Raw genomic sequence first — 13,064 nt, 5'->3', positions numbered from 1 at the left:
AAGGGCACCGTGACCGGGAAGGATTTCACCGACTCCTCAACCATCGAGCCGTTCACCATTGTGGACATCGGGAAGCAGGACCTGGATTTCCGCAAGGTCCGCCGGGGCGGCGAACACCCGCAAACCGTGATCATATCCGTTGCGGCACGCGGGGAGATCCGGGACGGGGCCCTTGAGGACACCGACCAGATCCTCTGCTTTGTCTCGGGACACGGCAAAGCTGACCTGATCGGCCAAACCCACCCCGTCGGTGCCGGCGAGGAGCGGTTGACGCCCAACACGGTCCACACACCTCCGGAGCATGCAGCCGGGGCCAGCCACCGGAGTTCTGGGCCCGGAGAGCGCCGAGATCCGGTGCTCCCCGGATTCCTGCGGAGCCCACCTTGACCGGTGAGCCGGAGCCACGCGGTATTCATCAGCAACAACAGGAGGAACCCACATGTCCACAGCATTGGTCTTCAACAACTATGGCGGCCCCGACACCCAGGAACTCATCGAGCGCTCGATACCCCTCCCGGGTCCCGGCGAGGTGGTGATCGAGGTCAAGGCGGCCGGGGTGAACCCCGCCGACTGGAAGATCCGCGAAGGGCGACTGGGCCGGCATTGGAAGCTTCCGGCCCCCCTGGGCCACGAGGCTTCCGGTGTGGTCATCGCCGTCGGTGACGGTGTGGATGATTTCGCCGTGGGCGACGAGGTGCTCGGCCTCCCGGCAGAGGTTTATGGAGGCATCGCAGAACACACGGTGCTCTGCGCCGAAAACACCGTGCTGAAGCCCGAGGAGATCTCCTTCGCCGATGCCGCGGCCATCCCGGTTGCCGGCTCCACCGCCTACGACGTCACCCATCAAATCGAGTTGGACGCCGGGCAGAGCCTGTTGATCCTCGGTGCCGGTGGCGGCGTCGGGCTGATGGCCGCCCAGATCGGCAAGGTGCACCAGTTCACCGTGCTCGGCGTGGCCGATGCCTCCAAGAAGGAAATGGTGGAGTCCACCGGTGCCAGGTTCATCGAATCCGGCGACGGGGTGGTGGAGCGGGTGCTACGGATCGTCCCGGAAGGCGTGGACCTGGTCGTGGATCTGGTGGGCGGCCAGCCCCTGCGGGACATTGCCGCGGTGGCCAAGGACCCGAAGAACGTGGTTTCCACCGCCGACCCGGCGACGGCCGAAGAACTTGGAGGTGCCGGCGTGGTGCGGACCACCGAGACCCTGGGGAAGATCACCGAGGTGGTCAAGTATGGACTCGTCAGTCCATACGTCCGCGCACGTTTCGCCCTCGCCGACGTGCAAGAGGCGATGGCAACCGCCGAGACCGGCCACGCGGCAGGAAAGGTGATCGTGGAGCCATGATTGAGCCTCCGCGCAGCTGCACGGGCCCTTGGGGAACCGCAGGGATCCACCCGGGAACGGTTGTCGGCACGATCTGCGGGTATGCCGCGGTCATCTTCGACATGGACGGGGTCATCACCGACACCGCCGGGGTGCATGCCGCTGCGTGGAAATCGCTTTTTGATGAACTGCTCCCCCGGTTCGGCGAAGGGCAGGAACCGTTCGACGCCAACGGCGACTATCGCGCCTTCGTTGACGGGCGGCCCCGCGCAGACGGGGTACGCAGATTCCTGGCCTCGCGCGGGATCACCCTCCCCGAGGGAAGCCGCGAGGACGGGCCCGAACGCCTTAGCGTCAATGGGCTGGCCGCCCGCAAGCAAGGCCTCGTCAACGCCGAACTGGCCGCACACGGAGTAAAGGCCTTCCCCGACGCGGTGGAGCTTCTTCATGCGTTGGCCCAGGGCCAGGTTCCCGTGGCACTGGTGACTTCCAGCCGCAACAGCGAAGCGGTCCTTGACGCGGCAGGAATCACGGGGCTGTTCCCCATCCGGGTGGACGGAAACGATGCGCTCCGCCTGGGCTTGGACGGCAAGCCGGATGCGGCCATGTTCCTCGAAGCGGCCCGACGCCTGGAGGTGGCGCCCTCCGAGGCCGCCGTGATCAAGGATGCAGCCGTCGGTGTCACGGCGGCTACCAGTGGCCGGTTCGGACTGGTGGTTGGTGTGGACCGCGACGGAAACGGAGCGCAGCTGGCCGCGGCAGGGGCGGACATCGTAGTCCGCCACCTGGCCAACCTGCAGCAAGGACTTATGGATCCTGGCGTTGAAGGACCGGCAGCGTGGTGCGCCGGCGCAACAACCGCGACCAACGAGGACTGGAACCTTGTCTATGACCATTTTGATCCGGCGCAAGAAGGAACCAGAGAGGCGCTGTGCACCATGGGCAACGGGTACTGGGCGACCCGCGGCGCGGTGCCCGGGAGCACCGCCGATGGCATCCACTACCCGGGGACCTACCTGGCGGGGGTCTATAACCGGCTGCGCACCGATCTCAACGGCCGCAGCGTCGATACCGAACACTTGGTCAATGCCCCCGACTGGGCATTCCTGACTGTCCAGCCAGGGGACGGTCCCCTGCTGTCGCCCGGATCGGCGCACATGCTCAGCCATCACCAAGACCTCGACCTGCGCCGCGGCGTGCTGACCCGCACCAACCGCTACCGCGATTCATCCGGCCGGACCACCAGGGTCACCTCCCGGCAGTTCCAGTCCCTGGCCGAACCGCACTTGGCAGCCATGGAAATCACCCTCGAGGCCGAGGATTGGTCCGGTGCGGTGACCGTTCGATCCGCCGTGAACGGCGCCGTGGCCAACCGCAACGTGGCAGCCGATCTTGCCCTCAATGACGAGCACCTGGTCATGACCGGCTCCTCGGCGGTGGATGGAGAAACGGTCATCCATGAAGCAACCACCAATCAATCGGGGATCGAGATAGCCACCGTTTTGCGGACGCGTGTCCTAGACGACCCCGAAGTCCTGGGCCACGAAGTGGTCAAGACCGAGACCTTGGTCGGACACGAAATCATTCTCCAGCTGCACCCCGGAACCCCCGTGGGCATCGAGAAAGCCGCCACCGTGGCAACCTCCCGGGACCGCGCTATCTCCACGGCTGGTCTGGACGCCAAAAACAGGATTCGCAGAATTCCAGCGTTCTCTGACTCGCTGGCTGACCATGAGCAGGCATGGGAAGATCTCTGGAACGAGTTCGGTATCCAACTGCAGGCTGGTTCCCGGCAGTCGCTGGCCCTGAACCTGCACATTTTCCACGTGTTGCAAAGTGTCGCCGCGGCCAATCTGGACCTGGATGCGGGCATGCCGGCCCGTGGATTGCATGGCGAAGGCTACCGCGGCCACGTCTTCTGGGACGAGCTGTTCATTCATCCGATGCTGACCCTGCGCCGGCCCGAGCTGACCCGGGCATTCCTTCTCTACCGCTACCGCCGGCTCGATGCGGCCAGGGCCGCTGCGCGCACCGAGGGACTTCGCGGAGCCATGTTCCCTTGGCAATCGGGCAGCGACGGCCGTGAAGAAACCCCCGACGAATTGTTCAACGCGCACAGCGGACAATGGATGCCGGACAATTCCCACCGGCAACGACATGTTGGCCTGGCCGTCGCCTACAGTCTCTGGCAGTACTACCAGTCCACTGCGGACACCGGTTTCCTCATCGACTACGGAGCCGAGATTCTTGTGGACGTGGCCAGGCTGTTCACTTCACTGGCCATCCACGACCCTGCCAGCGACCGCTTCGACATCGACGGTGTGATGGGCCCGGATGAATATCACGACGGGCTGCCCGATGCCCCGGGGCAGGGGTTGCGCAACAACGCCTACACCAACGTCATGGCCTCCTGGGTGCTGTCCAGGGCCGTGGAGGCCATTGAGCTGTTGGGTGAGCACCACTGCGGCGGACTCTGGCACCGGCTCGGCATGGAACCGGAGGAACTTTCACGGTGGAAACGGATCAGCAGCCGGCTGCGCATTCATTTCCACGCTGACGGGGTCCTCAGCCAGTTCGACGGCTACGAGCACCTCGAGGAATTCGACTGGGACGCATATCGAGGCAAATATGGGAACATCGGGCGGCTGGATTTGATCCTGCAGGCCGAGGGCGACACCACCAACCGCTACAAGCTCTCCAAGCAGGCCGATGTCCTGATGCTGTTCTATTTGTTTTCGGCCGAAGAATTACGCGGTATCTTCGCGCGCCTCGGGTACGCGCTGCCACCGCAGATCATCCCGGCAACCATCCGGTACTACCTGGACCGTACCAGCCACGGCTCGACCCTGAGCAAACTGGTGCACAGCTGGGTGCTGGCCCGGACCAACAGGGGCCGTTCCTGGGCGCTCTTTGAGCAGGCGCTGGAGGCGGACCTGTCAGATACCCAGGGCGGGACCACCCGCGAAGGCATCCACCTCGGCGCCATGGCCGGCACTGCCGACATGGTGATCCGATGCTATGCCGGAGTGGAAACCCGGAAGGACGCCCTCTGGCTGCACCCGGTCCTTCCGGCCGAGCTATCCGGGGTATCTTTCTGGCTGCGCTACCGGGGACAACCAATCAGCATCTCGTTGACCCAAAAGAGGGTCAGGCTGGAACTGCACCGTTGCTCCGCCGGGCCTGTCCGCATCGGCTTGGACGGCGTCGAGAGAACGTTGAAACCAGGTGAGGTCTGGGACGTGGCACTGCCTCGCACGGATGAACTTGGCCGCACAGGTCCGCTCTTGCACCCCGAAATGCGGTTGACGCGGGACTGACGCCGGTACGAAGGCCCCACCGACGGAACTTCGACAGCAGCCGCAGCCCAGGCCGCATGGCCACCACTACCTAGCGAGGTAGCCCGGAGCAAGGGAGCGAGACGTCCGTGACACCTTGCAGGGGGGGAAGTTGCCGGTGGGACTGCGGATTCGTTCCGTACGTCCACCGATAGGGACAGCCAAAGAGGTTCGCAGGTTCGTGTGCGCAGTCCGTGGCAAACCAAAAAGAAGTGGCCCCGTATCCAGGATTTCCCGGGTACAGGGCCACTTCGCTCTAGCCTACGTATCGTGGACCGAGGTCCGCGCGACGCTTTGCGCCAAGACCTGCTAGACGCGGTTTTGCTCTTGCTCGGCTTCCATCTTCAACCGTGCCTTGCGGGACATGTGGCTGGAGCCGGTAACGTCTCCGGACTTCCACTCTGCCCAGCCCTCACGGTCCTTCATGAAGAGCTCGATGTCTTCCTTGGTTGCCTCGAGCTTCGGGTCATGCTTGAGGTACCAACGGGTTTCCTTGGCAATCATGCCCGAGAGCAGCAGCAGGCCGATGAGGTTGGGCAGCGCCATCAGGCCGTTCATCATGTCCGAGAAGTTCCACACGGCGGTGAGCTGGGTGGTGCAACCGACGTACACGACGATGGAGAAGACCACGCGGAACGGCATGACTGCCTTGCGCCCGATCAGCCGCTCGATGTTTCGCTCACCGTAGTAGCACCAACCCAGCAACGTGGAGAAGGCGAACAGCACAAGCCCGAGGGTCACGATCCAGTGGCCCCACTCACCGGGAAGGCCGAAGGTGAAGCCGTGTGCCGTCATCAGTGATGCTTCGATCTGCTTGCCCGTGTCCGGATCGATGTAGTTCCAGGCGCCGGTGGTGATGATGACCAGGCCGGTGAAGGAGACAACGATGATGGTGTCGATGAAGGTCTGGGTCATGGAGACCAGGCCCTGGCGAACCGGGTGGGTGGTCTGTGCCGCGGCAGCCGCGATGGCTGCCGAGCCCATGCCCGATTCGTTGGAGAAGATGCCACGGGCCACGCCGAACTGCACGGCGATGATGATGACCGAGCCGGCGAAGCCGCCCACTGCCGAGGTACCGGTGAAGGCCTGGGAGAAGATCTGGCCGAATGCTGCCGGGACCGAGCCGATGTTGGCGATCAGGATGTAGATCGCTGCACCGACGTAGAAGATGATCATGACCGGAACGAAGCCTGCGGTGACGCGGCCGATGGACTTGATGCCGCCGACCAGGACAACCATGGCCAAGACCATGAGCACCACGCCGGTGATCCAGGTCGGAACGCTGAAGGAGTTCTCCAGGTTCGCGGCAATCGAGTTGCCTTGGGTCATGTTGCCGATGCCGAAGGACGCGATGGTCGCCGCGATGGCGAAGAACAGGGCCAGGAACTTGCCGAACGGGCCCTTGATGCCGCGTTCTAGGTAGTACTGCGGACCGCCGGACTTTTCCCCGGCGGTGTCGGTGCCGCGGTAGCGGACGCCGAGGTAGGCCTCGGCGTACTTCGAGGCCATGCCGACCAGGCCGGTGACCCACATCCAGAACAGTGCACCGGGTCCGCCGATGCCGATGGCGGTTGCGACGCCGACGATGTTACCGGTGCCGACGGTTGCCGCCAGGGCGGTGGTCAGTGCTTGGAACTGGGAGATGTCCCCCTCTGATCCGGGATCCTTGCGCTTGAGGATGCCGAGGCGAAGTGCGGCACCCAGCTTGACGAATTGCAGTCCGCCGAGGCGGATGGTCAGGTAGAGCCCGGTGCCCAAGAGCAACGGGATCAGCAGGAAAGGCCCCCAGATGACACTACTGATGTCACCAAAGAGGGTTGCGAGGTTGTCCATAGGTAGGGTTCCCTATCAAGTCGTGCGAGTGAGTGATCCGCGTGAGTGATCGGGCTCACGCGGAACCCAGCATACGGCAGATTATGCTCTCGGGTGAGTCAAGCCACAGCGTGGCGGGCTGCAGGATTCATTCCAAGGCGAAATAAGTGCTTGCCCACTGCACCCGTAAGGGCTTCCGCACCATGCGAAAGGGCCGTCTCTCCTCCGCTTGCGGAAGAAAGACGACCCTGTTGCCGGGCATAAGGCCAAGGACCTACATGCCGAAGTCGGCAGGTGAGTCGAAGGGACCGACCACCGTAATGGTGCGCGGACGCGCGGCCAGCAAGGACGCCAGTTCCTGCACCTGTTCGCGGGTGACTGCCTTGACGCGCTCGAGTGACTCGTCGATGTCGTGGAAGACACCGGTGACCAGCTCGGCACGGCCCAGGCGCGACATGCGCGATCCGGGATCCTCCATGGCCAGCACCATGCCCCCGGAGAGCTGGCCGACGGCCTTGCGCAGCTCTTCTTCGGTGATGCCCTCGGCCGCGAGCCATTCCAGCTCGGTGGCCAAGAGCTTGATCACGCGTTCGGTCTTGGCTGGGGCGCAGCCGGCATACATGCCGAAGTAGCCCGCATCGGAATACGCGGCGGAGAACGAGTAGGTGGAGTACACCAGCCCGCGCTTCTCACGGATCTCCTGGAAGAGCCGCGAGGACATGCCGCCGCCGAGGACCGCGTTGAGCACGCTCATCACGTGCCTGCGCTCATCGGTTGCCACGATGCCGGGGCAACCCATGATGATGTTGACCTGCTCCACCGGACGGCGGATCACGTCGATGCGCTGGGAGCCGTGGATTTCCACTGGCACGGTGGAGCGGCGCTCAACCGGGGAGGCGCCTTCGGGAAGGTCCCAGCCGCCGGCGGCCAGGGCCTCGAGGACCTGCTGGCACACGGCATCGTGGTCCACGGACCCGGCCACGGTGATGACCAGTTCTCCGGGGGTATAGAACTGCTGGTAGTGCTCCAGAACGGCCTCGCGGCCGATCTCCCCGATCGTCTCGGGGGTGCCGCCGATCGGGCGGGCCAGTGCGTGCTCGCCCAGCACCGCCTCGACGAAGCGCTCGTGGGCAACGTCCGCCGCATCATCGGCGTCCATCGCGATCTCTTCTAAGATCACATCGCGTTCCTGCTCGAGTTCGTCCGGATCGAGCACCGCGGAGGTGACCATGTCGGCAATGACATCGATGGCCAGCGGCAGGTCGGTATCCAGCACGCGGGCGAAATAGCAGGTGGATTCCTTGGCCGTGGCGGCGTTGGATTCCCCGCCGACCTCGTCAAAGGCCGAGGCGATGTCCATCGCCGAGCGGCGCTTGGTGCCCTTGAAGAGCAGGTGTTCCAAAAAGTGTGTGGAGCCGCGTTGGCCGTCCTGTTCATCACGTGAACCCACGCCCACCCAAAAACCAATGGTGGCCGAACGCTGACCGGGCATTGCCTCGGTCAGCACGCGGACACCACCGGGAAGCACGGAGCGTCGAACCATCGACCCTCCGGCTTCACCATGGATGATCGTGGGGTCCCCGACCTCAATGGGGGCCACGACGTCATCGACGTCGTGGCCCCCATTGATGGACGGTGATGAACCGGTACCGGCAAGCGGCAGCGGGATCATGACCATATGTGGTTTCTAACCTTCTTTACTCGGCCGCAACTGCTGCGGGCTCGTCCTCGGCCACGACCGGGGCAAGCGAGAGCTTTCCGCGATCGTCGACCTTGGTGATTTCGACCTGGAGCTTCTGGCCAACGGAGACGACGTCTTCAACGTCATCCACGCGCTTGCCACCGGCGAGCTTGCGCAGCTCGGAGATGTGCAGCAGGCCGTCCTTGCCCGGGGTCAGTGAAACGAACGCACCGAAGGTGGTCAGCTTCACGATGGTGCCCATGTAGCGTTCGCCGATTTCGGGAACCATGGGGTTGGCAATGGCGTTGATCGCGGAGCGGGCTGCATCCGCAGCTTCGCCGTTGGTCGCGCCGATGAGGACGGTTCCGTCGTCCTCGATGGAGATATCCGCTCCGGTATCTTCCTGGATCTGGTTGATCATCTTGCCCTTCGGGCCGATGACCTCGCCGATCTTGTCAACCGGGATCTTCACCGAGATGATGCGCGGAGCGTAGGTGGAGAGCTCGTCCGGGGTGTCAATGGCCTGGTTCAGGACATTGAGGATGTGCAGACGTGCCTCGCGTGCCTGGGTCAGCGCAGCTGCCAGGACCGATGCCGGGATGCCGTCAAGCTTGGTGTCAAGCTGGATGGCGGTGATGAACTCGGAAGTACCTGCAACCTTGAAGTCCATGTCGCCCATGGCATCTTCGGCGCCGAGGATGTCGGTCAGGGCCGCGTAGCGGGTCTGGCCGTCAACTTCGTCCGAGACCAGGCCCATGGCGATGCCGGCAACGGCAGCGCGCAGCGGGACACCGGCGTTGAGCAGCGACAGGGTCGCGGCACAAACCGAGCCCATCGAGGTCGAGCCGTTGGAGCTCAATGCCTCGGAGACCTGGCGGATGGCGTACGGGAATTCCTCGCGCGACGGCAGCACGGGCTGGATGGCGCGTTCTGCCAGGGCACCGTGGCCGATTTCGCGACGCTTGGGCGAACCCACGCGGCCGGTTTCACCGGTGGAGTACGGCGGGAAGTTGTAGTTGTGCATGAAACGCTTGCGCGTCACCGGGCTCAACGAGTCGATCTGCTGTTCCATCTTGAGCATGTTCAAGGTGGTGACGCCCATGATCTGAGTTTCGCCACGCTCGAAGATCGCCGAACCGTGGACGCGGGGAAGAACCTCGACCTCGGCGGTGAGCTTGCGGATGTCAGAGAGCCCACGGCCGTCCATGCGGACCTGGTCGGTCAGGATGCGCTGGCGCACGACCTGCTTGGTGACCGCACCGAATGCCTTGGAGATTTCGCCTGCGCGCTTCTCGAAATCGGTTCCCTCGGCGGAGAGCTCGGCAACGATCTCTTCCTTGAAGGTCGATGCTGCGTTGTCTCGCTCCTGCTTGCCGGAGATCTGGTAGATCTTGGCGAGCTTGGCGGCGGCCTTGGCCTCGACTGCTGCGTAGGCGTCATCCTCGAAGTCGCGGAAGACCGGGAACTCGACGGTGGGCTTGGCGGCGCGTGCTGCCAAATCCGACTGTGCATCGCACAGTGCCTTGATGAACGGCTTTGCAGCCTCAAGGCCCTCGGCGACGACCTCTTCGGTCGGGGCGGTGTGGCCCTGTTCCTTGATGAGGGTCCAGGCGTTGTCGGTGGCTTCTGCCTCGACCATCATGATGGCGATGTCATCGCCTGCAACGCGGCCGGCAACGACCATGTTGAACACGGAGTTTTCCAGCTGGCTGTGCTTCGGGAAGGCAACCCACTGGGCGCCGTTTCCGTCATCGACCAGGGCAACGCGGACGCCGCCGATGGGGCCGGAGAACGGAAGGCCGGAGAGCTGGGTCGACATCGAGGAGGCGTTGATGGCCACCACGTCGTAGAGCTCGTCGGGGTTGATCGCCAGCACGGTGACCACGATCTGGACCTCGTTGCGCAGGCCCTTGACGAAGGTCGGGCGCAGCGGGCGGTCCATCAGGCGGCAGGCCAGGATGGCTTCGGTCGACGGGCGACCTTCGCGGCGGAAGAAGCTGCCCGGGATGCGGCCGGCAGCGTACATGCGCTCCTCGACGTCAACGGTCAGCGGGAAGAAGTCGAAGCCTTCGCGCGGGTGCTTGCCGGCCGTGGTGGCCGAGAGCAGTGCGGTTTCTTCGTCGATGTAAACCATGGCTGCACCTGCAGCCTGCTGGGCCAGGCGGCCCGTTTCGAAGCGGATGGTGCGCTTGCCGTATCGACCATTGTCGATCACGGCCTCGGCGAACTGAATTTCGGGACCCTCCATGTGGGGGTGCTCCTTTCGTCGCTCCCCGAAGGACCTGCGTAACCGATGTGCCCTGACCCGGATCTGGTCTTCGATCGAGACTCGCGCTAAAGGTGTCTACCTGAGCGAAAGCCACTACCGAGGACCGCGATCTGCGCGGCGAGGGACCCATGGTGGCATGGTCCGGGGAGTAATTGTTTCCATGGGATTTCCGTAATACACGAAGATCCGTGTACAAGCCTACCGGGAATCGGCAAAAGGCGCAGTTCCGGCGGTCCTTCCGGCCGTAAGCAAAGCCCACGGCCTGTGCAGCCGATTGGAAAGTGTCAAAAATCGTCCCAACACTTGACAGCAGCACGACCGTTTAGAACTTGGCTTTTGACTAGCGGGGAGGGCCTGCTTTGTGGGTCATATAAAGCCGTCGAGAAACGGTCGAATTCGACATGCTTTTAGGATCCGGTCCTGCGGGTGCCCACGACTGAGGACTTTTTGGTCAGGTCAGGGATTCGTGACTCGTGGATTCTTCGCACGCTCTATGTGTCTTGACCATAGAGCCGCCGGTTCAATTGTTCCTGGGTGAGAGCTAGCGAGTGCCCAGGCATTGGTGAAATCGCCGGATTGGGGCGTGAGTAAATGAGTACTGACTCATTCGCTCAAAGCAACACGCGAACATAAGGCCGGCTACATAGGTAAAAGACATGGCACTTGGCCGGCTCCTGGACGGTAGGCCAGTGGATGAAAATGAAGTCAGCTCGTCCACGGCGCTATCCATATAGTCATCCACGCGCGGTAGCGGGTGTGTTGAGTTTGTGGGTGGGCGCGGTGGGCGAAGTGCAGTGCTGTGGGTGGGTGGACACGCTTGCGAAAAATGTCAGGCGATCCATAGCCAAACGGGCTGCCCGTATCCACTTGGACGCCGCTTGCGAAGCGTTCAGTAGTGGTGCAGCGCGCCACCCGAAGAACAGCGGCATCCCCAGGTCCTCGACAACCTTAAGCAATCAGCTAACCGCACAGCACCCTATGGATAATCACACGCTGTGCCTTAGCGGATATTCGGTGAAAGAGCCCTCCAAGGAGCACCGTTTATATATCTTTCTACCCTCAAGGAACACTGGGCCGCCGGGGGCCGGACCACTGCTGGGAAATCAGGTGGCCAACAGTCAGCATTCAGTCTTCATTCAGCTTCGCCTCTTAGGCTGGAGCCACCTTCTGAAGGTGCGAGTGATGATCATAAAGCACCGGTCGCGGCGGAGTCTCAAGTTTTTAGCCGTCACGACCGGTTCTTTATTTTTAAGGCCATGTTTTCCTCGAGTCTTTGAAGTCAAAGAGCTCGCGGCGACTGCGGATTTCCATAGGGACAGCGTCGCTCCTGTGGTTGAAGGGACGCGTTGAATGGACTGTCGTCTTGGGGACGACGGACATCATTGATTGGGGATAAAATGATTGACCTGAAAAGTTTCGAGGACGCTCAATACTTGACTGTGGCCGAGGTGGCCTTGGCGATGCGTGTTTCCAAGATGACCGTCTACCGGCTTGTGCGTGCCGGTGAACTGACGGCGGTACGGTTTGGCCGGTCCTACCGGGTTCCAGCACAGGCTGCTCAGGAGTACTTGCTAGCCGAATCCCATGCAGCATCGCCGGCACGGCGCGCCGCAAACACCTAGACATTGCGTACTCGACGGATCCGGTATGCGCTGCAGTTCTAAGATGTTCACATGGGTAAAATCTCCAAGGCAAAGCTGTTTGAATCATCATTGCTCAACGCCGGCATTCCCCTTCGCGACACCTCGAAGCGGGGGTTCAAAAGAGCCACGACAGCCGGACTGGATAAAGCCCAGCAACAGATTTTCGCCCAACTGTTCAGGGACCTTGGCGGTTTGGGCGAATCCCACGGGGTTTTTACTGCCGGGGACTGGGATCTTGCCGATGACCACGGAATGTTTCTCGAGTTCGATGAAGATACGCATTTCAACCGCTACCGCGGCCAAACGCTGGCCCTTCCTTGGTCGTCGCAGCTCCCCTGGACGAACGATTACCAGAGGTATTGCGTCGACTTTGAATCCAAAGCTCGGGTTTTCGGAGGGTATTGGACCGGTGAGGCAGCCGAAAGGCAATTCGGTCCCGCGTCGGCGCGACGCGACTTCACCGCAAACGGTGGACCTCGTTGGAAGCAGCGGGCACTGTACGATGCCGTGCGCGATGCAGTTGCCCTGCAGACTGAGGGTATCGGCCTGATCCGTGTGTCGATCCACGACCAAATCGACGGCGTGCCCCTGGGTAAGTTGTTGAAACCGGGAAAGCTTCTTGCTCCGCAACAGCTTCGGAAACTCATCGCAGACAGAACCATCCCCCTCGATAAAATGGGCCGCGCCCACTCCCTCGTGGCCATGTCCTTGGTCTAGATCCTTTGCGCCACCGCATGGCCCTGTCCCATATGGTTCCTATACACGGGGGAAGTAGCCTGCTGCACTCAGCCCACCTCACTTAACCGAGCCCCGATCCCGCATTGGTGAGGAGTTGGGGATTGCGGAAAATCGTGAACCCGGCATCGCATAAGACGATCGCCCACCGCGACACCGGATCTCCACAAAACCCAGGGTTAGATTTTCGTACTACTGCGTGCAACCGAGCGAGTACTCAGAAATCCCTGAAACCGATGGATTACCGGGGGAAGTGAATCATGTG

Annotated in this window: 8 protein-coding genes; 5 read left to right on the top strand and 3 right to left on the bottom strand. The window is 62.6% G+C overall.

The genetic code is table 11. From position 1 onward, the window contains the following. Positions 1–9: 9 nt before the first annotated feature. Genes ABEA12_RS15970 through ABEA12_RS15960 form a run of 3 tightly spaced genes read left to right on the top strand, consistent with a single transcriptional unit; the run spans position 10 to position 4,641 of the window. Entirely contained in the window at positions 10–387 is a 378-nt protein-coding gene (locus ABEA12_RS15970) for a cupin domain-containing protein (protein WP_210101382.1), read from the top strand. Positions 388–439: 52 nt separating this feature from the next. Further along, complete coding sequence (locus ABEA12_RS15965; protein WP_210101383.1) at positions 440–1,345, top strand: NADP-dependent oxidoreductase; 906 nt, start codon at positions 440–442, stop codon at positions 1,343–1,345. Beyond that, positions 1,342–4,641, top strand: a complete 3,300-nt coding sequence (locus ABEA12_RS15960) for an HAD family hydrolase (protein ID WP_345468934.1) — start codon at positions 1,342–1,344, stop codon at positions 4,639–4,641. Before ABEA12_RS15965 ends, ABEA12_RS15960 begins: the two co-directional genes overlap by 4 nt. A gap of 327 nt (positions 4,642–4,968) precedes the next feature. On the opposite strand, the gene ABEA12_RS15955 is transcribed toward ABEA12_RS15960, so the two are convergent. The 3 genes from ABEA12_RS15955 to ABEA12_RS15945 all read right to left on the bottom strand — a co-directional run bounded on the left by ABEA12_RS15955 (position 4,969) and on the right by ABEA12_RS15945 (position 10,400). Continuing rightward, positions 4,969–6,492 carry an alanine/glycine:cation symporter family protein gene (locus ABEA12_RS15955; RefSeq protein WP_210101384.1) on the bottom strand — a complete coding sequence of 508 codons (1,524 nt, stop codon included), beginning with the start codon at positions 6,490–6,492 and terminating at the stop codon, positions 4,969–4,971. Between the two features lie 253 nt (positions 6,493–6,745). After that, positions 6,746–8,149: a M16 family metallopeptidase gene (locus ABEA12_RS15950; protein ID WP_210101385.1), complete on the bottom strand. Its 1,404-nt coding sequence runs from the start codon at positions 8,147–8,149 to the stop codon at positions 6,746–6,748. A 19-nt stretch (positions 8,150–8,168) separates the two neighbouring features. Further along, positions 8,169–10,400: a polyribonucleotide nucleotidyltransferase gene (locus ABEA12_RS15945; protein ID WP_210101386.1), complete on the bottom strand. Its 2,232-nt coding sequence runs from the start codon at positions 10,398–10,400 to the stop codon at positions 8,169–8,171. A 1,418-nt stretch (positions 10,401–11,818) separates the two neighbouring features. On the opposite strand from ABEA12_RS15945, the gene ABEA12_RS15940 reads away from it, so the two are divergent. Together ABEA12_RS15940 and ABEA12_RS15935 are read left to right on the top strand one after the other, a co-directional pair. Next, positions 11,819–12,043: an excisionase family DNA-binding protein gene (locus tag ABEA12_RS15940; RefSeq protein ID WP_210101387.1), complete on the top strand. Its 225-nt coding sequence runs from the start codon at positions 11,819–11,821 to the stop codon at positions 12,041–12,043. Between the two features lie 51 nt (positions 12,044–12,094). Next, complete coding sequence (locus ABEA12_RS15935; protein WP_210101388.1) at positions 12,095–12,781, top strand: DUF7255 family protein; 687 nt, start codon at positions 12,095–12,097, stop codon at positions 12,779–12,781. Positions 12,782–13,064 lie beyond the last annotated feature (283 nt).

The organism is Paeniglutamicibacter antarcticus, from assembly GCF_039544305.1.
Taxonomy (GTDB): Bacteria; Actinomycetota; Actinomycetes; order Actinomycetales; family Micrococcaceae; genus Paeniglutamicibacter; species Paeniglutamicibacter antarcticus_C.
Note: the sequence above shows the minus strand (reverse complement) of the source record. Positions and strands in the feature narration are given on the sequence as shown.

What these genes read in the sequence shown, in the direction of transcription:
- ABEA12_RS15945 (WP_210101386.1), bottom strand. Translation starts at nt 10,400, where the DNA reads ATGGAGGGTCCCGAAATTCAGTTCGCCGAGGCCGTGATCGACAATGGT.
- ABEA12_RS15965 (WP_210101383.1), top strand. Translation starts at nt 440, where the DNA reads ATGTCCACAGCATTGGTCTTCAACAACTATGGCGGCCCCGACACCCAG.
- ABEA12_RS15950 (WP_210101385.1), bottom strand. Translation starts at nt 8,149, where the DNA reads ATGGTCATGATCCCGCTGCCGCTTGCCGGTACCGGTTCATCACCGTCC.
- ABEA12_RS15940 (WP_210101387.1), top strand. Translation starts at nt 11,819, where the DNA reads ATGATTGACCTGAAAAGTTTCGAGGACGCTCAATACTTGACTGTGGCC.
- ABEA12_RS15955 (WP_210101384.1), bottom strand. Translation starts at nt 6,492, where the DNA reads ATGGACAACCTCGCAACCCTCTTTGGTGACATCAGTAGTGTCATCTGG.
- ABEA12_RS15935 (WP_210101388.1), top strand. Translation starts at nt 12,095, where the DNA reads ATGGGTAAAATCTCCAAGGCAAAGCTGTTTGAATCATCATTGCTCAAC.
- ABEA12_RS15960 (WP_345468934.1), top strand. Translation starts at nt 1,342, where the DNA reads ATGATTGAGCCTCCGCGCAGCTGCACGGGCCCTTGGGGAACCGCAGGG.